This window comes from Pseudochrobactrum asaccharolyticum, from assembly GCF_003314995.1.
In the GTDB taxonomy this organism is placed as follows: domain Bacteria; phylum Pseudomonadota; class Alphaproteobacteria; order Rhizobiales; family Rhizobiaceae; genus Pseudochrobactrum; species Pseudochrobactrum asaccharolyticum.
On the sequence record NZ_QNRH01000006.1, the window covers coordinates 152,173 to 177,579 of the forward strand.

The 25,407-nt window shown below is 50.9% G+C and carries 22 protein-coding genes; 16 read left to right on the plus strand and 6 right to left on the minus strand.

All coding sequences use genetic code 11. The annotated features are described in order from the left end of the window. Nucleotides 1-3: 3 nt before the first annotated feature. From DFR47_RS15680 to DFR47_RS15720, 9 genes are all read left to right on the plus strand, one after another. Complete coding sequence (locus DFR47_RS15680) at nt 4-1,083, plus strand: hypothetical protein (protein WP_113945346.1); 1,080 nt, start codon at nt 4-6, stop codon at nt 1,081-1,083. Between the two features lie 131 nt (nt 1,084-1,214). Then, nucleotides 1,215-2,525 carry a Tol-Pal system beta propeller repeat protein TolB gene (gene tolB / locus DFR47_RS15685; protein WP_113945347.1) on the plus strand — a complete coding sequence of 437 codons (1,311 nt, stop codon included), beginning with the start codon at nt 1,215-1,217 and terminating at the stop codon, nt 2,523-2,525. Nucleotides 2,526-2,846: 321 nt separating this feature from the next. Beyond that, nucleotides 2,847-3,365 (plus strand): peptidoglycan-associated lipoprotein Pal, encoded by a 519-nt coding sequence (gene pal / locus DFR47_RS15690; protein ID WP_113945348.1) that lies wholly within the window; start codon nt 2,847-2,849, stop codon nt 3,363-3,365. A 245-nt stretch (nt 3,366-3,610) separates the two neighbouring features. After that, a complete protein-coding gene (gene ybgF / locus DFR47_RS15695) occupies nt 3,611-4,579 on the plus strand; it encodes a tol-pal system protein YbgF (protein ID WP_113945349.1) in 969 nt (322 codons plus the stop codon). A 209-nt stretch (nt 4,580-4,788) separates the two neighbouring features. Continuing rightward, complete coding sequence (gene tilS, locus DFR47_RS15700; RefSeq protein WP_113945350.1) at nt 4,789-6,204, plus strand: tRNA lysidine(34) synthetase TilS; 1,416 nt, start codon at nt 4,789-4,791, stop codon at nt 6,202-6,204. Between the two features lie 152 nt (nt 6,205-6,356). Beyond that, entirely contained in the window at nt 6,357-8,294 is a 1,938-nt protein-coding gene (gene ftsH, locus DFR47_RS15705) for an ATP-dependent zinc metalloprotease FtsH (RefSeq protein ID WP_113945351.1), read from the plus strand. Between the two features lie 283 nt (nt 8,295-8,577). Next, nucleotides 8,578-9,924 (plus strand): phosphoglucosamine mutase, encoded by a 1,347-nt coding sequence (gene glmM, locus DFR47_RS15710; protein ID WP_113945352.1) that lies wholly within the window; start codon nt 8,578-8,580, stop codon nt 9,922-9,924. 192 nt (nt 9,925-10,116) lie between these two features. Next, complete coding sequence (locus tag DFR47_RS15715) at nt 10,117-10,923, plus strand: outer membrane protein (RefSeq protein ID WP_113945353.1); 807 nt, start codon at nt 10,117-10,119, stop codon at nt 10,921-10,923. Nucleotides 10,924-11,044: 121 nt separating this feature from the next. Continuing rightward, on the plus strand, nt 11,045-11,743 hold the full coding sequence (locus DFR47_RS15720) for an outer membrane protein (RefSeq protein WP_245416590.1): 699 nt from the start codon (nt 11,045-11,047) through the stop codon (nt 11,741-11,743). Between the two features lie 60 nt (nt 11,744-11,803). On the opposite strand, the gene DFR47_RS15725 is transcribed toward DFR47_RS15720, so the two are convergent. Genes DFR47_RS15725 through DFR47_RS15735 form a run of 3 tightly spaced genes read right to left on the minus strand, consistent with a single transcriptional unit; the run spans nt 11,804 to nt 13,414 of the window. Further along, a complete protein-coding gene (locus DFR47_RS15725; RefSeq protein WP_113945355.1) occupies nt 11,804-12,142 on the minus strand; it encodes a DUF6616 family protein in 339 nt (112 codons plus the stop codon). A gap of 23 nt (nt 12,143-12,165) precedes the next feature. Further along, on the minus strand, nt 12,166-12,936 hold the full coding sequence (locus tag DFR47_RS15730; protein ID WP_113945356.1) for a DNA alkylation repair protein: 771 nt from the start codon (nt 12,934-12,936) through the stop codon (nt 12,166-12,168). Continuing rightward, nucleotides 12,917-13,414 (minus strand): MarR family winged helix-turn-helix transcriptional regulator, encoded by a 498-nt coding sequence (locus DFR47_RS15735; protein ID WP_245416591.1) that lies wholly within the window; start codon nt 13,412-13,414, stop codon nt 12,917-12,919. Before DFR47_RS15735 ends, DFR47_RS15730 begins: the two co-directional genes overlap by 20 nt. 206 nt (nt 13,415-13,620) lie before the next feature. On the opposite strand from DFR47_RS15735, the gene DFR47_RS15740 reads away from it, so the two are divergent. The 5 genes from DFR47_RS15740 (at nt 13,621) to DFR47_RS15760 (ending at nt 20,452) form a co-directional block, all read left to right on the plus strand. Continuing rightward, on the plus strand, nt 13,621-14,787 hold the full coding sequence (locus DFR47_RS15740) for a phosphoserine transaminase (protein ID WP_113945358.1): 1,167 nt from the start codon (nt 13,621-13,623) through the stop codon (nt 14,785-14,787). Nucleotides 14,788-14,902: 115 nt separating this feature from the next. Further along, complete coding sequence (gene serA / locus DFR47_RS15745; RefSeq protein ID WP_113945359.1) at nt 14,903-16,504, plus strand: phosphoglycerate dehydrogenase; 1,602 nt, start codon at nt 14,903-14,905, stop codon at nt 16,502-16,504. Nucleotides 16,505-16,631: 127 nt separating this feature from the next. Beyond that, the gene (locus DFR47_RS15750) at nt 16,632-17,153 is read left to right on the plus strand and encodes a GNAT family N-acetyltransferase (protein ID WP_170137516.1); all 522 of its coding nucleotides are present in this window, start codon (nt 16,632-16,634) and stop codon (nt 17,151-17,153) included. 205 nt (nt 17,154-17,358) lie between these two features. Next, nucleotides 17,359-18,648 carry an adenylosuccinate synthase gene (locus DFR47_RS15755; RefSeq protein WP_022710549.1) on the plus strand — a complete coding sequence of 430 codons (1,290 nt, stop codon included), beginning with the start codon at nt 17,359-17,361 and terminating at the stop codon, nt 18,646-18,648. 322 nt (nt 18,649-18,970) lie between these two features. After that, nucleotides 18,971-20,452, plus strand: a complete 1,482-nt coding sequence (locus DFR47_RS15760; protein WP_113945361.1) for a transcriptional regulator — start codon at nt 18,971-18,973, stop codon at nt 20,450-20,452. Nucleotides 20,453-20,529: 77 nt separating this feature from the next. On the opposite strand, the gene rpoH is transcribed toward DFR47_RS15760, so the two are convergent. Beyond that, nucleotides 20,530-21,405 carry an RNA polymerase sigma factor RpoH gene (rpoH, locus tag DFR47_RS15765; protein ID WP_113945362.1) on the minus strand — a complete coding sequence of 292 codons (876 nt, stop codon included), beginning with the start codon at nt 21,403-21,405 and terminating at the stop codon, nt 20,530-20,532. Between the two features lie 328 nt (nt 21,406-21,733). Then, nucleotides 21,734-22,744, minus strand: a complete 1,011-nt coding sequence (locus DFR47_RS15770) for an RluA family pseudouridine synthase (RefSeq protein ID WP_113945363.1) — start codon at nt 22,742-22,744, stop codon at nt 21,734-21,736. Nucleotides 22,745-22,797: 53 nt separating this feature from the next. Between DFR47_RS15770 and DFR47_RS15775 the strand changes: the two genes are divergently transcribed. Together DFR47_RS15775 and DFR47_RS15780 are read left to right on the plus strand one after the other, a co-directional pair. Next, complete coding sequence (locus DFR47_RS15775; protein WP_113945364.1) at nt 22,798-23,268, plus strand: hypothetical protein; 471 nt, start codon at nt 22,798-22,800, stop codon at nt 23,266-23,268. 359 nt (nt 23,269-23,627) lie between these two features. Then, on the plus strand, nt 23,628-24,056 hold the full coding sequence (locus tag DFR47_RS15780) for a Fur family transcriptional regulator (protein WP_113945365.1): 429 nt from the start codon (nt 23,628-23,630) through the stop codon (nt 24,054-24,056). A gap of 249 nt (nt 24,057-24,305) precedes the next feature. Here DFR47_RS15780 and DFR47_RS15785 read toward each other — a convergent pair whose 3' ends face one another. Then, nucleotides 24,306-25,349: a sensor histidine kinase gene (locus tag DFR47_RS15785; RefSeq protein WP_113945366.1), complete on the minus strand. Its 1,044-nt coding sequence runs from the start codon at nt 25,347-25,349 to the stop codon at nt 24,306-24,308. Between the last annotated feature and the right edge of the window lie 58 nt (nt 25,350-25,407).

Here is a 25,407-nt window from a genome sequence, read left to right on the forward strand (position 1 = left end):
ATCATGAAGGCAGGTCTGACTACCTCAACACTCATCCATGTGGTTATTATCGGCTGGGGACTGGTGTCCTTCTCTTCGCCGAAGCCTTTTGACATGACCGATACCGAATCTTTCCCTGTCGATATTGTGCCGATTGAAGATATTGCACAGGCACAGCAGGGCGATAAGAAGGCACCTAAGGCTGAGAAAGCCGCACCGAAACCAACGACGAAGCCAAAAACGGTTGAACAGGCTGAAAATGCCGGTGACAGCGATCTTGATCTGAAGACCCCGCCGATGCCGAATGAAAAGCCGAAGCCGGTTGAAACGGCGGAAGCGGCGAAGCCTGCGGAAAAACCGGCTGAAAAGCCGGAGCCGGTACAGGAAAACAAGCCGGAACCAAAACCTGAGCCTGTGAAGCCGCCGGAACCGGTGAAACCGCCGGAGCCAAAAGCTGAGCCGAAACCGGAGCCTGAGCCAAAGGCTGAAGTAAAGCCTGATCCGGTTGCAGAAGCGATTGAACAGCAGCCTGAGCAGGAAGTGAAACTGCCTGATCGTGTACCGGCACCGGATGTCAAACCGAAGCCGCAGCCAACGGAAACAGCGAAGGCTGAGGACAAGAAAAAAGACGAGAAGAAGCCGGAGAAACCAAGCACAACCGCGCAGAACACTTCGAAAGATAAAGATGCAAAGGCCGATGAGGTTGCAGCACTTTTGAACCGTGAGAAAGCAGCAGGCGGCGGTGCCAAACGCTCAACCGATAAGGAAGCATTCGGCGCGAAGAAAACCACCGGCGGAACCAAGCTCAGCCAGACGGAAATGGACGCTTTGAAAGGTCAGATCAGTGACAAATGGAGTATTCCTTCCGGTGTTGCCGATGCCTCGGATCTGCGGATTACCGTCAAGATGCAGCTCAATGAAGATGGTTCGATTAAAGGAACGCCGGAAGTCTCTTATACGGGCGGTGATTCTGTGATTGGCCGTGCGGCAGCAGACAGTGCGCGACGCGCGGTGATGCGTGCAGCACCTTACAATCTGCCGCGTGATAAATACGATACATGGTCGACGGTTATTGTGAATTTTGACCCGAGCGAAATGTTCTAAACGGAATACGGACCGGCGCAGCAAAGCGCCGGTTTGCCGAGATTAAAATGTGAGAATTCTCACGACATAAAAACATGTGAGACACCTCACAGAACCAAAAAATGATCAGGACAAACGAGGTCCACGCCATCATGAAGACACTGTTTAAAACCTTATTTTCAGTACTTGCGACGGTCGCAGTCGTAAGCACGGCTGCGGTGCTGCCAGCCCGCGCCGTCGTGGAAGTAAATATTAACAAGGGTAATGTTGACCCGCTGCCGATTGCTCTGACCGACTTCCTGTCCGGCGATCAGCTCGGTGCGGAAATTACCTCGATCATCGCTGCGGATCTTGAGCGTTCCAGCCTTTTTGCGCCGATCGACAAAAAAGCATTCATCGAGAAAATCAGCAATCCGGATGTCGCACCGCGTTTTGAAGACTGGAAAGTCATCAATGCACAGGCACTGGTTACCGGTCGTATCACCAAACAGCCGGATGGCCGTCTGAAAGCGGAATTCCGTCTGTGGGATACATTTGCCGGTCAGCAGCTTGCCGGCCAGCAATTCTTTACAACGCCGGAAAACAAACGTCGTGTTGCCCATATTATTGCCGATGCGATTTATGAGCGCCTGACCGGTGAAAAAGGTTATTTCGATACCCGCATCGTGTTTGTTGATGAATCCGGCAGTGCGCAGAAACGCGTAAAACGTCTGGCCATTATGGATCAGGACGGTGCGAATGTGCGTTATCTGTCGAATGGTAAAGATCTGGTGCTGACGCCGCGCTTTTCACCAAGCCGTCAGGAAATCACCTATATGTCCTTTGCCGGTGATCGCCCGCGCGTTTACTTGCTGCAGCTGGAAACAGGTCAGCAGGAACTGGTCGGTAACTTCCCGGGTATGACTATTGCACCGCGCTTCTCACCGGATGGTCAGAAAGTGGTCATGAGCCTGCTGCAGGATGATGGCAGCGCCAATATTTACACTATGGATTTACGCTCCCGTACCACAACCCGTCTGACCAACAGTCAGGCCATTGATACCTCGGCTTCTTATTCGCCGGATGGTTCCAAGATTGTGTTTGAATCGGATCGTGGCGGCCGCCAGCAGATTTACGTCATGGGTGCCGATGGCTCCAACCCGCAGCGTATTTCATTCGGTAACGGCAGCTATTCCACACCGGTCTGGTCACCGCGCGGCGATCTGATTGCTTTCACCAAACAGTCCGGCGGTCAGTTCTCGATCGGCGTGATGAAAACCGATGGTTCGGGCGAGCGTCTGCTGACAAGCGGCTTCCACAATGAAGGTCCGACATGGGCGCCAAACGGCCGTGTTCTGATGTTCTTCCGTGAAAGTGCTGCTGGTGCCCGTCTGTTTACGATTGATCTGACAGGCCGTAATGAACGCCAGATCCAGACACCGAATTCGGCTTCCGATCCGGCATGGTCGCCATTGCTGAATTAAGTTTCAACTAAGCTCTGTGTGCTGAATAAGACACAGAGCTTATTTTCTAAGGGCATGTGGTAGTGTCAAATAAGCTTTTTGTGATTAAAGCCGTGTTTCTGCCGCAATGCTTTCTCATTTGCCGGTAAATGCTCTTGTCAGAGATAATTTCGGTCTTCGATCCGTTGATGCCGATACGAATTTTTGACAGAGAAACTTGAGTTTTTTCGCCGTTTAAGTAACAATTAACCATGTTGTTTGAGTGGTTTTTAACCTCAATATGATTAATCATCCGGTTAGTCATACATCATGTAAACGCATTATTCTTAAGGAGTACGGGCCATGCGCCGTTCCCAGTCGATTGCCCGCAGCCCGTTTGCTGTTGCCCTGTTCCTGTCGCTCGCTGTTGCCGGTTGCGCCAACAAGAAAAACCTGCCGAACAATGCAGGTGATCTTGGTCTCAATGGTGGCATGGGCGCTAACGGTGCTGTTGCCGGTTCTGCTCAGGATTTCACCGTGAATGTCGGTGACCGTGTATTCTTCGATCTCGATTCTTCCGTAATCCGTGCTGATGCGCAGCAGACCCTGAACCGTCAGGCTCAGTGGCTCGCTCGCTATTCGAACTACGGTATTACCGTTGAAGGTCACTCGGATGAACGCGGTACACGCGAGTACAACCTGGCACTTGGCCAGCGTCGTGCTGCTGCTGCCCGTGATTATCTGGCTTCGCGCGGCGTGCCGGTTAACCGTATGCGTACAGTTTCCTACGGTAAAGAACGTCCGGTTGCAGTTTGCGACAATATTTCCTGCTGGTCCCAGAACCGTCGCGCTGTGACTGTTCTGAACGGTGCCGGTAGCTAATCGAGCGAAAAATAAGTGACTTTTCGCGATGTGCAGTAATTTCGCGATAAAAAAGACACAGAGTTATGAGAAAAGCGGCCTTAGGGTCGCTTTTTTCGGTTTGTACATAAAAGCCAAAATTTGGCCGTACTCAATTGCACCATTTCAACTGAGATTATAAAGATTGAGCAGGTGCAATAATCAGGTGCATCTGTAAGAGTTATGATGATCCTTGAGATTACAAATCGGGCGCATGAGGTTTGCGAATGAAGAAAGCGATAAAGAAACTGGCTCTGACTGTCAGTTTGCTGCCGCTGTTTGGTATGGCATTTGGCGGAACAACAGCCTTTGCTCAGGCCAATGATCAGCGGGTAATCCAGTTACAGGAACAGGTGCGTAACCTGACCGGTAAGCTGGAAGAAATGAACTTCCAGATTTTGCAGATGCAGGAGCAGATGCGTAAAATTCAGGAAGATAATGAATTCCGCTTTGAAGAGCTGGAAAAAAAGAAAAAAGCTGATGCCGGTTCTGATGCATCAATCAATACAGCAGCGGCAGATTCTGCCGCTGTAGGCTCTGCTGACGAAACAGGTGATAAAGAACCGCGCCGCACGGCTGCCGCTGATGCAGGCAATGATAATGTTGCGCAGGATAATACAGATTTGCAGCCTGCACAGGATGCGACTGCTGATAATTCCGCCGATTCCGTTGCTACTGGCCAGCAAACTCAGATTACTGTCGCCTCGCAGGCTCCGCGTGCGCTCGGCTCGATCCGGTTTGATGCCAGTGGCAATGTAATCGGCGGCAGCCTGACTGAAGAACCGGCACAGCCTGTTGCGCTGCCGCAGACCGATAATCCGAATGAGCTGTATAATGCGGCTTATCAGTATATTCTCGCCGGTGATTACCGTTCCGCAGAGGCCGGATTTCGTGCCCATATTGACCGCTATCCGGCTGATCCGATGACATCTGATGCCCGTTACTGGCTGGGTGAGGCTTTGTACGGGCAGGAGCGCTATGCGGAATCGGCAACGGTCTTTATCGATATGCAGCGCGATTATCCGGATTCCAAGCGCGGTGCCGAGAATATGCTGAAACTCGGCATGGCAATGGCCAAGCTCAATGACCGCGAAGTTGCCTGTGCAACATTTGCAAAAGTCGGCAGCCGTTTTCCGTCAGCTGCTCCGGCCGTTCTGAAGCGCGTTGATGAAGAGCGTAAACTCAACCATTGCTGACCGGTTTTGCCTGTTGCTTGTTGCGCTGATCTGGAATTTACAGCGGTTCCAGTTAAGACTGAATCGTTGGAACCGCTGTAACTGTTTGTTTTTACGCATTATCCGACGCAAAACCGCTTCGCACTTTTGCTGGAAATGCTATAATCGGATGTTTCAATTAAGGAATACTGGACAGGCCGGATAGGAATGTGCAAACAATAATCTCTGACATGAAACATCCCACGCGTGATCTGCCTCTCACCATTCTGCAACGAATGTCGGCAGGTTTTGATGCGGTGTTTAACGGGTATGAGCATTCCGCAGTCGTTGTAGCTGTGTCCGGCGGCAGCGATTCTCTGGCGCTGTTATTGCTGACTAAAGACTATCTGGAAAAACACTTCCCTACATGTCAGCTGATTGCAGTGACCGTTGATCATCAGTTGCGCGCTGAATCTGCAGATGAAGCGCAGGCTGTTGCAGCTCTTTGCAAGCAACTGGGTATCAGCCATCAAATTTTATGTTGGTCAGGAGATAAACCCTCGAGCGGACTTGCCTCTGCTGCCCGTAATGCGCGCTACGATCTGTTGATGCAAGCAGCACAACAGGCGCAGGCCTTCATAATCCTGACAGGTCATACAGCAGATGATCAGGTTGAAACTTATCTGATGCGACGTGAGCGTGAAGGGGCGCTGACAGGATTGGTAGGTGAGGGAAGGGGGCTCGCCGCCATGGCTGGCCAAACCTTGTTGCACAATCAGGTGATGCTATGCCGTCCGCTTTTATCGGTGTGGCGGGAAGAATTACGTGATCTTTTACGCGTGAAAAACATTGGCTGGGTTGATGATCCGAGCAATGATAATCAGGCCTATGAGCGCCCGCGCATCCGCCAACAGGCAAAGATGATGGATAGGCTTGCATTGCTCGCGGCTGCACAACTGGCCGGTGTGCAGCGCCGTGCGGATAATCAGCGTGTTGCGGCTCTGCTGAGCAATGAGACCGGAGCAATGCGGTTGCAGGCCGGTGATAGCTTGTTTTTGCCATCCGGTTGGAGTGCTCAGGATGATGCAATCGCTCCTTTAGCCCTGAGTTATTTGCTGACGGCGATTGGCGGACAGGTTTTTTTAGCCGCGATTCAAGACTGTGCTTCATTGAATGATTGGCTGGCGGAGCCTTTGCCTGCGGGTAAGCAGCGGAAAACACTTCATCATTGCATTATTGAAAAATCTCGACAGGGAATCACAATCTGGCGTGAAAGACGCAATTTGCCCGCAATCCCCCTGCAAAAGGGTGAGCATGTATTATGGGACGGGCGTTATGAAATCCGCAATGATGGGACAGAGCCTGTCACCATCGCAGCGCTGAGTGAAAAGCAGCTATTGGCTTATTTACGCGCGCAAGGGTTTGAAAGAGGAGGGGGAGATCATAAAGTGTTTGACAGGACTGCTTTGCTGTCCGCACCGGCGATGTTTCGTGACGGGGATGTGATCGGGCTTCCTGCCTTGTCGGATCTTGTGCCGCAAGCGCCTTTTGTGATCGTTAAACGCACGCTTGCATGTTTTGACAGGGTGCTTTCCGGTTATGATTTCGCGGTAGCTGCCTCTGTAAAAGCGCTTTTAACCATGCCTTTCAACCATAATTACAGGTAAATTCTGCAAAGAATGCAGAAGAATCACTTATGAGGCTTTACATTGCCTTGGCAAGGCCGTGCATCGAACCTATGTTAGGTTTAAATATTTTTCCGGAACGCACCAAACGGCGCATGAACCGGAAGGACGATTGGTAATCGATTGGACCCGAGATGAATCCAAATTATCGCAACTTCGCCCTCTGGGCGATCATTGCTCTCCTGCTGGTTGCACTATTTAACCTGTTTCAGAGTCCGGCGCAGCGTGCGTCGTCTCGTGAAATTCCGTATTCCCAGTTTATTGAAGATGTATCGGGCGGTCGGGTGAAATCCGTCACCATTACCGGTCCGCGCATTGTCGGTAACTACGCGGATAATAATGCAACATTCCAGACCTACTCCCCTTCAGATGCCAATCTGATTAGCCGTCTTGAAGAGAAGAATGTTGCAATTACTGCGAAGCCTGAAAGCGATGGTTCGGGATCGCTGTTCGGTATTCTTCTGTCATGGCTGCCTATGATTCTGATTCTCGGCGTTTGGATTTTCTTCATGCGTCAGATGCAGGGCGGTTCACGCGGTGCAATGGGCTTCGGTAAATCTAAGGCGAAACTTCTGACTGAGGCGCATGGTCGTGTGACTTTTCAGGATGTTGCCGGTGTAGACGAAGCCAAAGAAGATCTGGAAGAAATCGTTGAATTCCTGCGCGATCCGCAGAAATTCCAGCGTCTTGGTGGTAAAATTCCACGCGGTGTTCTGCTCGTGGGCCCTCCGGGAACCGGTAAAACTTTGCTGGCACGCTCTGTTGCCGGTGAAGCTAATGTACCGTTCTTTACAATTTCCGGTTCGGATTTCGTTGAAATGTTTGTCGGTGTTGGTGCAAGCCGCGTCCGCGATATGTTTGAACAGGCGAAGAAAAACTCTCCTTGCATTATCTTCATCGACGAAATCGATGCGGTCGGTCGTCACCGTGGTGCCGGTCTTGGCGGTGGTAATGATGAGCGCGAACAGACATTGAACCAGTTGCTGGTTGAGATGGATGGTTTTGAAGCCAATGAGAATATCATTCTGATTGCTGCAACGAACCGTCCGGATGTGCTCGATCCTGCTCTGCTGCGTCCGGGTCGTTTCGACCGTCAGGTTGTTGTGCCTAATCCGGATGTAAGCGGTCGTGAACAGATTCTGAAAGTGCATGTACGTAATGTACCGCTGGCACCGAATGTGGATTTGAAAGTTCTGGCTCGTGGTACCCCTGGTTTCTCCGGTGCGGATCTGATGAACCTCGTCAACGAAGCGGCTCTGATGACTGCCCGTCGTAACAAACGCCTTGTTACTATGCAGGAATTTGAAGACGCTAAAGACAAGATCATGATGGGTGCGGAACGTCGTTCTTCGGCGATGACGCAGGCAGAAAAAGAGCTGACCGCTTATCATGAATCCGGCCATGCGATTGTGGCAATGAATGTTGCCGCTGCTGATCCGGTGCATAAAGCGACAATCATTCCGCGTGGTCGTGCGCTCGGTATGGTGATGCAGCTGCCGGAAGGCGACAAATATTCCATGAGCTATAAATGGATGGTGTCGCGCCTTGCAATCATGATGGGTGGCCGTATTGCCGAAGAGCTGAAATTCGGTAAGGAAAACATCACTTCCGGTGCGTCTTCCGATATTGAACAGGCAACCAAACTTGCCCGTGCAATGGTGACCCGCTGGGGCTTCTCTGAAAAGCTCGGCTATGTGGCCTATGGCGAAAATCAGGAAGAAGTGTTCCTTGGTCATTCTGTTTCGCGCACGCAGAACGTGTCTGAATCAACGGCACAGCTGATTGATGCGGAAGTCCGTGAGCTTATTGATAATGCCTATGCGGAAGCCCGTCAGATTCTGACAGATAAGCATGATGCCTGGGTGGCGATTGCTGAAGGCCTGCTGGAATATGAAACTCTGAGCGGTGAGGAGATCAAACAGCTGATCGCCGGTCAGAAACCAAACCGCGATACCGGTGATGATTCACCTTCGTCGCGCGGATCGGGTGTTCCTAAAGCCGGTGCATCACGCAAAAAGCCTGATGCAGAGCCGGAAGCCGGTCAGGATATGAAGCCTGAGCCACAGGCATAATTATTCTGTATATTATGAGTTGAAAGAACCGGACTTTATGTCCGGTTTTTTCTTTTTGACCAGTTTGTTAGCCGAGGCTGTCCGGAAATCATGTTCGTGGTAACTGTGTTGTAAAGCCGCTATTTGAAAACTGGATTTGTTTACCAGATGATTAGTTTCATCACCGGAATATTTGACAAAAGATAGCAAAAAGCTGCATTGCTATTTTCAAATTTACGCCGGTTTTGCGTTTGTGCTGATGAGAGCAGAAAATGGCGGCGTTCTGTAAAGAAAAGGCTTGAACATGTCCCGTAAATATTTTGGTACTGACGGTATCCGCGGTAAGGCTAATTCTTTTCCGATGACGCCGGATATCGCCATGCGGGTTGGTATGGCTGTTGGCTTGTCGTTTCGTGACGGCGGGCAGGGGCAGCGCGTGGTGATCGGTAAGGATACCCGCCGTTCAGGCTATATGCTGGAAAATGCACTGGTTGCCGGTTTTACTTCAATGGGGATGGAAGTGTTCCTGCTGGGGCCGATTCCGACACCGGCCGTTGCTATGTTATGCCGCTCTCTGCGTGCAGATATTGGTGTGATGATTTCGGCTTCGCATAATCCTTATTACGATAATGGGATTAAGCTTTTTGGCCCTGATGGTTATAAATTGTCAGATGCGCTGGAATTGCAGATTGAAAAGCTGATTGATGATGACATGAGCGCTCATATGAGCAGCCATGGTGAAATCGGTCGTGCCAAGCGCGTTGACGGTGATATTTATCGCTATATTGAATTTGCCAAGCGTACAATGCCACGTCATTTGTCGCTCAATGGTCTGCGTATTGTCGTCGATTGCGCTAATGGTGCAGCCTATAAAGTAGCGCCTGCTGCTTTGTGGGAACTGGGCGCAGAAGTCATCACCATTAATAATACGCCGAATGGTACGAATATTAATGAGGATTGCGGCTCAACCCATCCGGAAGGCCTGATCCGTAAAGTGCATGAAACCCGTGCTGATGTCGGTATTGCGCTTGATGGGGATGCTGACCGTGTGCTGATGGTCGACGAAAACGGCACGATCATTGACGGTGATCAGCTGATGGCTGTGATTGCGGAAAGCTGGTCAAAGAGCGGACGTCTCATTGGCGGCGGTATTGTTGCGACCATCATGTCGAACCTTGGACTGGAGCGCTTCCTTGGTGATCAGGGGCTGACACTTGCCCGCACCAAAGTTGGTGATCGCTATGTTGTTGAGCATATGCGTGAGAACGGTTTCAATGTCGGTGGTGAACAGTCCGGCCATATTGTGTTGTCAGAATTTGGCACAACCGGCGACGGCCTGATTTCAGCGCTGCAAATTCTGGCAGTGATGCAGGAGCAGCAGCGCCCGCTGAGCGAAGTTTGCCGTAAATTTAAACCGGTACCGCAGATTCTTAAAAATGTGCGTGTTTCCGGCGGCAAACTGCTTGAGAATAAATCCGTTATGCAGGCCATTGAAGAGGGGAAAAATGCTCTCAATGGCAGCGGTCGTGTGGTCATCCGTCCATCCGGTACTGAGCCGTTGATCCGCGTTATGGCGGAAGGTGATGATGGTCGACTGGTTGAAACCGTTGTCGATGACATTATTACAGCGATTAAAACGGCTGCGAAATAAAGGCTAGAACAATAAAAATATTTGATAAAAAGGGCGCATTACTGCGCCCTTTTTCTATATCATTATGTATGAAAATGTTAATAAATATGATGAATAAACAAGGTTAAGTAGCATTTAACCTTTCGGATTTATGGTGTGATCCAGAATAGTCGTCCCGGTGATAATGGCCGTGGAATTGCGATAGGACATGCTATGACTACATTCAAAAATTTGCTTATCGCCGGTGTTGCGGGTCTTGCAGTTGCGGGTTCTGTTTCTTCGGTTTTCGCGGCGGATATCGTGGATATTCCGGAACCAATCATTCCCGAAGTGGTGGTGGCTCCGGCACCGGTAGGCGGCTGGTATCTGCGCGGTGATATCGGTTACTCAGCACCGAAGTTCAAAGGTACAGATTACACGACCGTTGGTGTTGGCTGCGATAAATGCGGCGGCGGTAAAGTAGGTGTACTTGATGATCATTTTCTGGACGGCAAGCTGAAAGGCTCGCTCTTACTCGGTGGTGGTGTCGGTTATCAGGTTACTGATTATTTCCGTACTGATCTGACGCTCGACTATATGACCCGTTCGAAGTTTACCAGCGATCGTGATGAAAGCCGTATGACTGCACTTTCTTTGCTGGCAAACGCATATGTTGATCTTGGGAATTTCAATGGTTTCACGCCTTATGTTGGTGCCGGTATCGGTGGTACACGCGTAAAATGGTCTGATGTCGTTGATACACAAAATGGCGGCGTTTTGCAGGGCAATGCTGACTGGCGCTTTACCTGGGCATTAATGGCCGGTGCTTCATATGACTTGACCGACAGTTTGAAACTGGACGCTGGTTACCGTTTCCGTCGTGTAGATGGCGGCAAGATGTTTGATGGTGCTGGTCAGGTTGGTGCCGGTTATGACAAGAAATTCGACATTCATGATGTGCGTGTTGGTTTGCGTTACCAGTTTGGCGGATATGCACGGCCGGTTGCTTACAATGATATGAGTACACCTGTTTACAAATAAAATATCTGTGCTGCGCCTCTACAGGCGCAGCGCAATTCATACTGATTTTTACTTGATAAATTTCGGCCTGATGGGCGTGAAATAACATTACAGGACGCAGATGATGAGAAAATCTTCATTCATGTCATTGCAGAGCGCAGCACTTACCGTTGCAGCTTTCACATTTGCCGGTGGTATGGCTCAGGCTGCGGATCTTGATCAGGTTCTTTATGCGACACCTGCCGATCAGGATGTTTTCAAGCCGGTAGAAATCGGCTCCGGCTGGTATTTGCGCGGTGATATTGCTTATGTGCCGTCAAGCCATGCCAAACTGCGCCTCAAAGGCTATGATTGGCTCGGCACCGAACGCGGTGAGGTAAAGGCAACGGCTGCTTATAGCGGTGGTGTCGGCTATCAGTTCACCAATAATATCCGAGGCGATATTACAGCCGGTTACCGCAAGTTGAAGGCAAGCGGTGAGCCGGTTGAAGCAGACGTCTGGGAAGTTATGGCGAATGCTTATTATGATATTGGCAATTTCTCCGGTGTGACGCCTTATGTCGGTGCCGGTCTGGGTATGGCCAATGTTGACTATAAAGTGGGCTATAAAATTCCGGGTACGAATGACGATGCATTTGGCGGACGAAATACAACACGTCTGCAGTGGGCATTGATGGCTGGTGCTGCGATTGATGTGACCGAGAATATCAAATTTGATCTTGGCTACCGCTATGCACGTATCTCATCGGGCGACGCAGCAGATGCCGCATCCTTCACATTCTCGGATAAAGGTTTGGAATCGCACCAGATTCGCGCCGGTATCCGCATGACCACCTGGTAGTCAGACCAGAATTTACAGTTCTAAAAAATGCCGCACTCAGATGAGTGCGGCATTTTTATTTTAGCAAGCGGCCAGCTGAGCCAGATGTGTGCCCATATCGGTGGCTTCGCCTGCAGCATTAGTGGTGTCGAAATAATCATGCCAGCCGGTAGCTGCAATTGCTTCCAGCAAGATTGTAACGGCCGCGTTGTCATTGAATTTCCAGATAGCGAAAAACTGCTGCTGCGCCGGATGCAGCTGTGACGGATCGGTTTGGCCGAAAGCCAGCGGTTCAATGCCAAATTCAGACAGGCTGCTCATGCCAGCGCCAATGGTGGCGAAGAAAGCCTGTTTTTCTTCTTTTGACAAAGCAATCCATGTGGCTTTAGGGCTGTATAGTTCTGCAAGATAATGGGTCATATCAGTCTCACGTCGTGGGAGGATTATTTATTGATTGTCCGCAAAGCGCGTTTGCAGATGCGGGCGGTAGAAGGTGAAGTGCTTTCCTGAAGCCAGCGGTCGCAAAGCGTGCGTACCCAATCGGGTGTGGTCTTGGACGCATCGTTGAGCCAGTTGGCGACAGAATCCTGCACATAGATTTCCGGATCGCTGCGCAATGTCTCAAGAATAGGGGCTGCCAGTTCAGGCTGAGTTTTCAGCAGGTTGAAATGGGCGCACCATACGCCGCGCGGGCGGACTGCCTCACAGGCATAGCGCCGGATTTTGTAGGACGTATCATTTGTCCATGGCTGCAACAGGCTGAAACTCAATTCCGGTTGCGCAATTAAATCGCCGCGCATGGCCAGCCACGCCCATTCGCGCACACCAAAATGATGATCATCAGCAAGCGGGCGGATCAGTTCCAGCTTTTCTGCTAAGGCAAGATGCTGTTGCTGGGCGATAAAATAACAGGCCCAGCCACGGATTGTATCGGAGGGATGGCTATTCAAGTCACTCAGCCTGATCGTGCCGTGCGTGTGCAATAGCTCTGCAGCTTGCGCCATGCGCGCAGTTATGCCTGCTGAGGAACCATCGAGTTGTTGATGCAGCTCTGCGGGTATATCGGGAAAGGCAGTGCGCATCAGCTGCGCAAAATCAATGGCCAGACATTCGGTCAGCACAGTGGTTTCAGCCGCACCGCTATTCAGCTCGACCAGTCGCTCCGGTGTGATGTCGCTCATACGTCGTACAGATTTAACGGGCGTTTTTGCCATTGTTGATATCTTTCTGTGCCGTGGTCCAGATTTTGGTGAGCAGGGTGCTGAGAAGTTGTTTTTCTTGGTTGTCCAGCGGTGCCATCAGTGAGGCAATCCATTGTGTGTGATCGCTCACCAGCGATGCAGCCGTTTCAGAGCCTTTGTCTGTCAGGGTGATCAGAATTGAGCGGCGATCCGTCTGGCTGTGATTCCTCAGGATGAATCCATCACGCTCCAAACCGTCGAGCAGGCCTGTCAGAGTGGCGCGGGTGATGCCTGCACGTTCCGCTAAAAGATGCGGTGCCAGACCTGTGGGCTCACTTTGCAGCAAAAACAGAAGTACAAAACGGCTCTCGGAGAGCTGATAAGGTGCCAGCCGTTGAGCACAACTCAGATCGATCATTTTCGCCGCGCTCAGCAGTTCAAAGCACAGGCGCATATTCTGATAATGGCTGTTTTCCGGTGTTTCCGCACCCAAAAGGGCGTGATGTTTCATTTCTAAAATATCCATACGGCAACATATAGTATGGCACCTAATTAAATGTCAAGATTGATACTCATGATGTAATTTTGTCGCAGATGATAAATTCTGTGGCGGTTTTGTTTCTGACCCACTTGCGTGCAGCCAGGCTTTTATATAGCTTCGTCAGTGGGCCACTTCTCCCCAACGGGAAGCGTGCTATCTGAAAGGGTAGATACAAAATGACGATTTTTCCAAAGCCAGACATCCGTCCGGCTAATGCACAATTTTCTTCAGGTCCTTGCACCAAGCGTCCAGGCTGGACATTGGAAGCGCTGTCAGATGCACCGCTCGGACGGTCGCACCGCGCTAAACTCGGCAAGACAAAGCTTAAACAAGCAATTGACCTGACCCGTGAAATTCTTCAGGTTCCAGCAGATTACCGCATCGGCATTGTGCCGGCATCGGATACCGGTGCCGTTGAAATGGCTTTGTGGTCCATGCTTGGTGAGCGCGGCGTTGATATGGTCGCGTGGGAGAGCTTCGGTGCCGGTTGGGTCACCGATGTTGTAAAACAGCTTCAGCTCAAAGATGTCCGCACATTTGATGCGCCTTATGGTGAAATCGTTGATTTCGCTCAGGTGGATTTTGACCGTGATGTGATTTTCACATGGAACGGCACCACATCCGGCGTTCGTGTGCCGAATGCAGATTTTATACCAGTAGATCGCAAGGGGCTGACCATTTGCGATGCAACGTCTTCTGCTTTTGCGCAGGATATGGATTACAGCAAACTCGATGTCGTTACTTTCTCATGGCAGAAGGTGCTCGGCGGCGAGGGTGCGCATGGTATGCTGATCCTTTCGCCGCGCGCAGTTGAACGCCTTGAAAGCTATAAGCCTGCATGGCCGCTGCCGAAAATCTTCCGCATGACCAAAGGCGGCAAGCTGATTGAAGGTATCTTCACCGGCGAAACTATCAATACACCTTCAATGCTCTGTGTTGAGGATTATCTGGATGCGTTGAACTGGGCGCAGTCAATCGGTGGTCTTCAGGGCTTGATGGCACGTGCGAATAACAACTTTGCTGTGCTTAACGATTTCGTTGAAAAGAGTGACTGGCTTGCCAATCTGGCCGTGGTGCCGGAAACCCGCTCTAATACCTCTGTTTGCTTGTCGATCAAAGATGCACAGGTTGCAGCTTTGCCGGCGGATGCACAGGCTGCTTTTGCGAAAGCGATTGTGGCTCTGCTGGAAAAAGAAGGCGTTGCCTTTGATATCGGTGCCTATCGTGATGCTCCGTCGGGGCTGCGTATCTGGACCGGTGCAACCGTAGAGGCATCAGACTTGCAGGCATTGCTGCCATGGCTCGACTGGGCTTTCCAGACGCAAAAAGCGCAGCTTTCCTAAGATCACCTATACGGCCGAAAGGCTATGAAAATCTTTAATATCAGCTGCAACTGTGTTGGGACGGTTGCGGCACACCACCCTTATATTCTGCTATCACACAATTACGGAGGCCGTTATGGCACCTCGCGTTCTCGTTTCGGATAAATTGTCACCAACCGCAGTGCAGATCTTCAAAGATCGCGGCGTTGAGGTGGATTATCTGCCGGATCTCGGTAAAGACAAAGAAAAACTGCTCGAGCTGATCGGTCAGTATGATGGTCTGGCGATCCGCTCGGCAACCAAAGCGACTGAAAAACTGATTGCTGCTGCAACCAATCTGAAAGTGATTGGTCGCGCCGGTATCGGTGTGGACAATGTGGATATTCCGGCTGCTTCGCGCCGCGGTATCATTGTTATGAATACGCCTTTCGGTAATTCGATCACCACTGCGGAACACGCCATTGCTCTGATGTTTGCAGTTGCCCGCCAGCTGCCGGAGGCTGACCAGTCAACCCGCGCCGGTAAGTGGGAAAAGAACCGCTTCATGGGTGTGGAAATTACCGGCAAGACACTCGGTGTGATCGGTTGCGGTAATATCGGTTCGATTGTTGCGACCCGCGCTATCGGCCTCAAGATGAATGTTGTGGCCTTTGACCCGTTCCTCTCGGAAGGCCGTGCCGAAGAACTGGGTGTTGAGAAAGTCGAACTCGACGATCTGCTGGCTCGTGCAGATTTCATCAGCCTGCATACGCCGATGACTGATAAGACCCGCAACATCATCAACGCGGAAAATCTTGCCAAGATGAAAGACGGTGTGCGCATCATCAATTGCGCTCGTGGTAGTTTGATCGTTGAGAAAGATCTGGTTGCGGCACTGAAATCCGGCAAAGTTGCCGGTGCCGGTATCGACGTGTTTGAAGTTGAGCCAGCAACTGAATCTGAATTGTTCGACTTGCCGAATGTGGTTTGCACTCCGCATCTGGGTGCATCGACTTCGGAAGCACAGGAAAATGTTGCCATTCAGGTTGCCGAGCAGATGGCTGACTATCTGATCAAAGGCGCTGTTACCAATGCGATCAACATGCCGTCGATCACTGCGGAAGAAGCGCCGCGCCTCAAGCCGTTTGTGAAACTGGCTGAAGTGCTTGGTGCCTTTATCGGTCAGGTGACGGATGAACCTATTCAGGAAGTTGAAATCCTGTTTGACGGCTCCACCGCTGCCATGAATACCCGCGCATTGATGAGCGCTGCGCTTGCCGGTCTGATCCGTCCGCAGGTCTCCGATGTGAATATGGTATCGGCACCGGTTATGGTGAAAGAACGCGGTATTATCGTCTCGGAAGTGAAGCGTGATAAATCCGGCGTTTTCGACGGCTATATCAAGATCACTGTGCGCACCACGACCCGTACCCGCTCGATTGCCGGTACCTGCTTCTCCGATGGCAAGCCGCGCTTCATCCAGATCAAGGGTATTAATCTGGATGCGGAAGTTGGTCAGCACATGCTTTACACCACCAATAATGACACGCCGGGCATGATCGGCTGGTTGGGTACGGTTTGCGGCCAGCATGGCGTGAATATTGCGAACTTCTCGCTCGGTCGTGAGCGGATGGGCGGCGATGCGATTGCGCTGCTCTATCTTGATGAGCGTATTCCGGATGCTGTTCTGGATGTGCTGCGCGCCAATGAAGCCATTGTGCAGGCCCGCCCGCTGGTTTTTGATGTCGCTGCGGATTGATTACGTCGCAGCGTCTGCTTATCTAAATTAAATATGCATCCCGGAAAGTGTTGTGCTTTTCGGGATGTACTTTATCAACGGACGGAATATCAATGTGGTATGCCGCCAGTGTATAAAGGCAATGAATATGTCTGAGAATACAATACCGTTGAGCGCCGACTGGCGTTTGATGCAGCCGTCAGATCTGGCGGAAGTCTATGATATGAGTTGTGTGGTGCATCCGGATTTTCCGGAAGATGCAGCCATTTATAAAGATCGTCTGGAAGTGTTTGCAGCAGGCGCATTTGTGTTGCAGGGCAACAAACAATTGCTCGGCTATAGTTTCAGCCATCCGTGGATGCGGTTTTCCGCACCGGCACTGAACACGCTGTTACAAAAGGCACCGGAAGCCGCTGATAGTTTCTATATGCATGACGTAGCACTGCTGCCGCAAGCGCGTGCTTTTGGTGCTGCTCGCAAACTTGTTTCCATTTTGGTGGCGACTGCGCAGGCGCATGGTTTCGACTCACTGTCGCTCGTCGCGGTGAACGGATCGCAGCCTTATTGGGAAAAACAGGGATTCTCCGTGCAGGATGTGCCGCAATTGCGCGAAAAACTGCTCAGCTATTCGGAAGATGCGCGGTTTATGATGCGTAATCTGGTAAAATAAGCCAGTTTTTACAGGATGAGGTGCGATTTCCGGCAATCGGGAGTCGCACTTTTTGTTGTGACGCTGTATAGAAGCTCACGTTCTGTAAAAAATACGGGCTTGCATAAGCACGCGTTTTAGAAAGAGCGGGCCTAAAGCGGCATGTGTCACAGGCTCGATTCAAATTCCAAACACACTGTACATTCTGTACTGAGGAGTTTTCTTCATGGCTAATGTGATCGTCGTCGGCTCGCAATGGGGCGACGAAGGTAAAGGTAAGATCGTTGACTGGTTGTCGGAGCGCGCGGATGTTATCGTGCGTTATCAGGGCGGCCACAATGCCGGTCATACTCTGGTGATTGATGGTGTGAGCTATAAGCTTGCGCTGCTCCCTTCAGGCCTCGTACGCGGCAAACTTTCCGTAATCGGTAATGGCGTTGTCGTCGATCCGCATCATTTCGTGACAGAAGTTGAAAAGCTGCGCGCTCAGGGTGTTGAAGTTACCCCTGAAGTTCTGCGCATTGCTGAAAATGCTCCTCTGATCCTGTCTCTGCACCGTGAGCTGGATGCGATCCGTGAAGATGGTTCTGCCGGTCTGAAAATCGGCACCACGAAGCGCGGTATCGGCCCTGCTTATGAAGATAAGGTTGGTCGTCGTGCCATCCGTGTGATCGATCTGGCTGAGCCGGAAAGCCTGCGTCCGAAAATCGAACGCCTGCTGACCCATCACAATGCGCTGCGTCGCGGTATGGGCCTTGCTGAGATTTCCGTCGACAGCATCCATAATGAATTGACAGAAGTTGCCGACAAGATCCTGCCTTATGTGGATCAGGTCTGGAAAATTCTTGATGACAAGCGCAAAGCCGGTGCCCGTATTCTGTTCGAAGGTGCGCAGGGCGCGCTGCTCGATAACGACCACGGTACATATCCGTTTGTTACTTCGTCCAACACTGTTGCCGGTCAGGCCGCAGCCGGTTCGGGTCTTGGCCCGACAGCAATCGGTTATGTGCTCGGTATTACCAAAGCTTACACCACCCGTGTTGGTGAAGGCCCGTTCCCTTGCGAACTGGATGATGCAATCGGTGAACATCTCTCGACTGTTGGTCGTGAAGTTGGTGTTAACACCGGTCGTTCACGCCGTTGCGGCTGGTTCGATGCGGTTCTGGTAAAGCAGACTGTGCGTACTTCCGGTATTACCGGTATTGCTCTGACCAAGCTGGACGTTCTTGATGGTCTGGACGAAATCAAAGTTTGCGTGGCCTATGAGCTGGACGGCAAGCGTATTGATTATCTGCCGGCCTCGATGGATGCACAGGCACGCGTCAAGCCGATCTATGAAACACTGGAAGGCTGGAAAGATACCACTGCCGGTGCCCGTTCATGGAACGAACTGCCTGCACAAGCTGTGAAATATGTTCGTTATATTGAAGAGCTGATCGGCACACCGGTTTCCATGCTCTCCACCAGCCCTGAGCGTGACGATACTATTCTGGTAACCGATCCGTTTCAGGACTAAAACCAGCTGAATAAGCATGATTTTAGAAGGCGGGATTTCGATCCCGCCTTTTTTGCGTTCACAGCCTCTTGATTGCTAAGGCAGACTGCTCCATCTTGGAGCGGGGACGTTTTCAGGGTGATGCGGGACTTTTTAACGGTATTTTATCGTTTGTGACCGTCTGTAAGGTGTTGAATTCCACAGTAAACTTTGCATTCGTAAAGAGTTATGTTTAATAAAACATTCAGATTTCATCTGATTTTCTCATGAATAGGCTGATATGGCGCTGTACCTTAGCGCTCGGAGAGGCAGATTCAGTCGCCAGTAACGGATTTGGAAGAGTATGGCAGATTTTGCAGCGGTACTGAAAAAGACAATTGATGCTCAGGAAAATCCTGATCAGGCGCTTCGTCAGCGTGTCTATGCGAAGGCCCGTTCCACGATCGAGCAAAAGCTTGCGGCTGCCAGTGCGCCGGAGCAGGTGGCACAACGCCAGCGCCAGATTCTTGAAGCAGCCATCGAAGAAACCGAAGCTGAGTATCGTGCAGCCGAACGCGCTGCCGAAGAGGCTGCCAAGCCGGAGCAGGTTGCTGATCCGCTTGAAGATTTTCTCAAGGCCGTGCAGGAAGCAGGCGTTGTTGAAGAACAGAACGAACAGTCTTCTGTTTTGCCAGAGACATCCTATGATGAGACGCTGCATGGCGGCTCTCAGGATGAGTGGCAGAATGAACGCACAGAAGGTGCAGAATTTGACGAGCGCGCTTCTTACAAAAATCATGATTATGATGAAGAGCCGCGCCGTGGCCGCTCAAAAGGTCTGATTGCCGGTCTCATTGCAGTGCTGCTGCTTGGCGGTGCCGGTTATGCGGGCTGGACTTATCAGGATCAGATCAAGGATTATGTATCCTCACTGACCAGTGGCTCTACGGATAGCGGTGAAGGTACTGATGAGGGTGAAGATACCGGCGAAGGTGAAACTGCGCCGGATGCAACAAACCCGTCAACGAACACACCGGCGACTACAACACCACCGGCAACGACAAATGACGGCGGTAATGCAACTGCACCTGCGGCCGATCCTAAACCTGAAGGTGAGCAGAAGCTGACCCAACGCTTGCTGCCGGATGGCAGTGAAGTGGACGAAGGTTCTTCCGGAGATAAACCGACAATCGGTGAGGGGACTTCCAATGCACCGGTCACAGGCACAGCGCCTGCTGCCAATGGTGCAAATACCGGCGCGGTAACGACACAGGGGCAGGCAGTTCCTGTTGGCCAGCAGGCTTTCTTCTATGAAGAACAGCGCGGTGGTGAAACTTCGGCTGCGATCAAGGGCAATGTTGTCTGGTCTGTCGTGCAGGATTCACCGGGCGACGGTGTGCCTGATGAACCAGCCATTCGTGCCGATGTGAACTTCCCGGATAAGAAGATCAATCTGCGTATGACCATGCGTCGTAATGCTGATCAGTCGATCCCTGCAAGCCATCTGATCGAGATGATTTATACCGTGCCGGAAGATTTCGACGGCGGTGTGATTGAGAATGTTCAGCGTGTCACTTTCAAGGATTCTGAGCAGTCTGCGGGTAATCCGCTGGCAGCGATCCCGATGAAAATCGCGGATAACTTCTTCCTCGTAGCGCTGAATGATGCGCGTACAGCAGTTGATATGAACCTGACACTGATGCGCCGTCAGCAATGGATTGATATTCCGATCACCTATCGTAATGGTCGCCGCGCTTTGCTGAGCATCGAAAAAGGTGTGCCGGGCGATAAGGTCTTTGATGAAGTGCTCAAGTCCTGGGGTAGTTCCGCACCGGCAGCGAATTAATCCTACCTGGATTTCAATAAAAAACCGCCCTGTGCATGATGTGCGGGGCGGTTTTTTCTATCGGATTACCGGATTGTTTATGCAGCCTGTGCAGAGGCCATAACAGCCTCCTGAACCTTTTCAAAAGCACGGACTTCGATCTGGCGTACACGCTCACGGCTGATGCCGAATTCCGTGGACAGGTCTTCGAGTGTAATCGGCTCTTCGCTTAAGCGGCGGGCTTCGAAAATGCGGCGCTCACGGTCATTGAGCTGTGACATTGCATTTTCAAGCATACTGCGACGGCTGTTGAGTTCATCCTCGTCGATCAGCACCTGTTCCTGTGATGCACTGTCATCAACCAGCCAGTCCTGCCATTCGCCGCTTTCACCTTCCGATGCACGGATCGGTGCGTTGAGCGAAGCATCGCCGCTCATACGGCGGTTCATGGACACGACTTCTTCTTCCGAGACGCGCAGGCGGGTCGCGATTTCTTTGACCTGTTCAGGGCGCAGATCACCGTCATCCAGTGCCTGAATCTTGTTTTTGGCCTTACGCAGGTTAAAGAACAGACGTTTCTGGTTGGCGGTGGTGCCCATTTTAACAAGGCTCCACGACCGCAGGACATATTCCTGAATCGAGGCTTTGATCCACCACATTGCATAGGTCGCAAGACGGAAACCGCGCTCTGGCTCAAAGCGCTTGACTGCCTGCATCAGGCCGACATTGCCCTCAGAGATAACTTCCCCGATCGGCAGGCCGTAGCCGCGATAGCCCATAGCAATTTTAGCCACAAGACGCAGGTGGCTGGTAACAAGTTTATGTGCTGCTTCCGGATCAGCATGCTCGCTATAGCGTTTGGCAAGCATATATTCTTCCTGAGGCTGAAGCATCGGGAAACGGCGGATTTCATCGAGATATCGTGTCAGACCACCATCACCTGCGGTGATAGCTGGTAAAGTTGCACGGGCCATAAAGCACCCTCCTTTTTGTGACAGGTTCCCATTGAGGCGAACCCGCGTCTGTATGATAACCATTTCAGACAGTTCGTCGCATAAAGTGAGTATATAGGAAGAATTTAGGCGAAAACACGGTCAAAGTGACAAAACACGAGAATTTTATCAGAATGACTACATAATTATAATAATGAACGCCTATTTTGTTAACTTATTGAAAAATAAATATAATATTATATGAAAAGTAACAGGAATAAAAAATAATCGGGAGAAGGATGTGCTCCGCTCCCGATTATTACAGTAATTTAATGAAGTGCTATGCTGTCAGCAGGCTTGCAATTTGGCTCTAGTCCTTCAGCCCGCCGTTGCGGAATGCCTCAACCAGATTCTGCATATCTTCTGGCATCTCTGCGGTAAATTCCATAAATTCACCGGTCATCGGATGCTCAAAGGCCAGCAAACGGGCATGGAGTGCCTGCCGCTGAAAATTCTGCACGGTTGTTTTCAGCTCATCTGTCAGGCGGTTGGCTTTGGTTTTATAGGCACCGCCATAATCATTGTCGCCGATCAGCGGGTGGCCGATATGCGCCATATGAACACGGATCTGATGGGTGCGTCCGGTTTCCAGACGGCACTCAACCAGTGACGCAAGTGCTGTCGCGTCGCTGTTTTCGCCAAAGCGTTCTTCAAGCGTATAATGCGTGATTGCATAACGGGCATCTTCGCGGTCTTCACGTACCACTGCTTGTTTGGTGCGATCCCGATGCGAGCGACCCAGATGGGCATCAATCGTACCTGCGGGACGCTCCGGCATGCCCCAAACCAGAGCCAGATAGGCGCGCTCAAGTGCACCGGTACGGCCGTGGTCGGCGAATTGTGCGCTCAGGTTCTGGTGTGCCTTGTCATGTTTGGCAATAACCAGCACGCCGGAGGTGTCTTTATCCAGACGATGGACAATGCCCGGACGCTTAACGCCGCCGATACCGGACAGGCTGTCACCGCAATGGTGTATTAAAGCGTTAACCAAAGTTCCAGTCCAGTTGCCATTTCCCGGATGAACAACCAGTCCGGCAGGCTTGTTGACCACAATTATGTCATTATCTTCATAAAGGAGATCAAGCGGAATATCTTCCGGCTGTGGATCAGCTGGTTCGGCTTCGGGAATGTGTAGCGCAATCGTTGAACCTTCGCGCAATTTGTGCTTAGGCTCGCTCACAGTCCGGTTGTCTACCAGTACATGGCCGGCACTTATGAGTGATTGGATGCGATTTCGTGAAAGATCAGGCGTGAGTTGAGAAGCAAGCCACTGATCCAGCCGCTTTCCTGCGGCATCTGCGTCGGCAATTAGCTCTTTCAATCGTCTCTTCCCTTCGTTATCACGCCTCGCGATATCAGTAATCGGAGACCTTAATGCAGGATCATTATTATCAAGAGCACCCGGAGCAGCAACAATATGCTGCACAAGCTTATCAGGAGCCACCGCTCGATCCGGCTATGGAACGTGTGCGCCGTAAAATGATTCGACTGCTGATTATATCAATTGGCATTATGGTGATAGGTCTTATCGCGGTGCTGAGCGCCGTCGTCTATAAAATCAATCAGGCTCCCGATACAGCAGAAAGTGAAACAGCTCAATCTGATATTCCGGGACAGACCGCTAAGAAAGATGCTCAGAATACAGAGGATAAGGCTGCAGAGCTGCCGCCAATGGTTGAATCTCAGCTGGAACTGGCACCGGGTACACGTCTTCTGTCGCAGAGCCTGTCCGGCAATCTCGTGTCGCTGGAAACTTTACTGCCGGATGGCGGTACTGAAATCATGATTTATGATTATCGCCAGTCCCGTTTTGTCGGACGTATGCGCCTCGGCAATCTGGAATAGCACTAGGCTCAATTTAAAAGCTCCGCTCCGGTGACAGCCGGTGCGGAGCTTTTGTTTGTTTATAGCATATTAGTGCTGGATAAACGCTGACAGAGTTTCAGTCTGGCCGGAACGGGGCTTTGCCTGTCCGCTAATCATTTATAAATTGCAGGCACAAAGATTCTTTAAGTCGGACTGCGGTTTGACCTGTGTCAGAAGTTTTGCCAAGGTGCATTCAATTGATATTGAAATGCTCTGAATTCTTAAGTGGTCGCATATTTGCGGGTGTTAAATGAGACCATTTAAACGCGTAATATGTACCGGCGTGTTTCACCCACGTTTGCGACTGGTCTTTGTGCTTCAGGCACAAAGCCGGTTCTATGGGGATTTTAATAATGAAAAATGATTATGAAAAACAGCTTCGTGATGCGGGTGTGCGGATTACGCGTCCCAGACGTGTCATTCTCGATATCCTGTCTCAGACGGAAGGGCATCCGGATGCTCTGGAAATTTTCCGTCGTGCAGTTGAGGTTGATAGCAGTATTTCATTATCGACCGTCTATCGGACAATGAAATTGCTGGAAGAGCAGGGCGCTATTCATCGCCATGCTTTTGACGGTGGCCCGTCCCGTTTCGAGCAGGCCGGTAATCAGCATCATGATCACCTGATTGATATGGAAACCGGTGATGTGATCGAGTTTCACTCTGAAATGATTGAGAAATTGCAAGAAGAAATCGCCCGCTCGCTGGGGTATGAAATCATTCATCACCGCTTTGAGCTCTATGGCCGTAAAATTAAAAAGCAATAGAATTAATATATCAGAATTTATTTTTAAATAATTTGGTTTTGTGTGAAACCATTTCAAATGACGGGCGTTGTAGTGATTGTGAAAGGCTAACAATCTGCCCCCTCACAGTTCAGCCTTTCACGCACCGCGGGTATGCCCCCTAATCCCACGGTCTGCGCGCTTCAGGAATTCAGTTTTCGGAGCGCGCTATTTTTTTGTCTGAATGGCTGAGTTTATTGAGCGCGTCAGAACAAGCGCTTTAAAAATGTTTTAAAAATCGAAATTCCGGTGCGGTATACGCAGATAATATTCCACGCTGTCTGATTTAATTGAATAATGGGCAGTGCCGCTGACCGCCTGCGGAACAATGCGCAGCAAAACAGCGCTGCCGAAGCGGGATGTATCAGGTTGCGGCTTGTGCAATGCCGGAATATCCGGCGGATGGTCTGTACTGTCCGGCGGGCAGGTTTGCTCTTTCCAGTGGATGATCAGATCCATCTCGCCTTCACCATCAGGCTCCAGTTCCGCAGCGATAGTCAGCCTGCCATGTTCGCAGGCGAGTGCTCCATAGGAGGCGGAATTGACGATCAGCTCATGGAAAGCAAGCCCGACATGCAAGGCTGCACCCGGAAACAGATAGGCATCCTGACCGGTGATAGTGAGACGCGGATCTTTCGGGTGAATATATTTCTCTAATTGGGAAAACAGCAAGTCGCGAAAGGCGGCACCATGCCAGTTTGAATCGGTGACCAGATCTTGAGAATGTGAGAGCGAATGAAGACGTCCGCGAAATTTTTGCAAAAACTGGTCAACAGAGCCGGAAAAACGGGCTGTTTGCATGGCGATGCTTTGAATGATAGCCAGCAGATTTTTGGAGCGGTGGCTGACTTCCCGCAACAGAATTTTTAAAACCTGCTCACGGTGTTTCAGCTCGCTGATTTCGACAGCGGTCGTGACCACGCCGATGATGTTACCTTCTTCATCCCTGTCGCCATCGATAAAGAATTCATACCAACGCGGGTTTTTCTTATCGGGAAAAGACAGTTCCAGCCGCTGGGCATCACCTGTCGCAAGCAGTTGGTTTTTGGCGGTGATCAATTGGCTGGCAATGTCTTTCGGCATCAGCTCATTTTCGCTGATGTCGGGGCGCCATGGCAAATGCCAGAAATCAGGCAGGTTCTCTGCCCAACTGTAAATCAGATTTGGGGTTTGGTAAAAAACAGAAACATTGCTGTTCCGGATGGCTCGCAACAGGGAGCGTAAGCGGATTTGGCCGGTGCTGCTATATCCTGACACGGGAGATGTGTGAGCCATAAGATAGACTTTCTGTACTTCAGATCTGGCTTGAATTGCTAATTGTTGAGGCATGCCA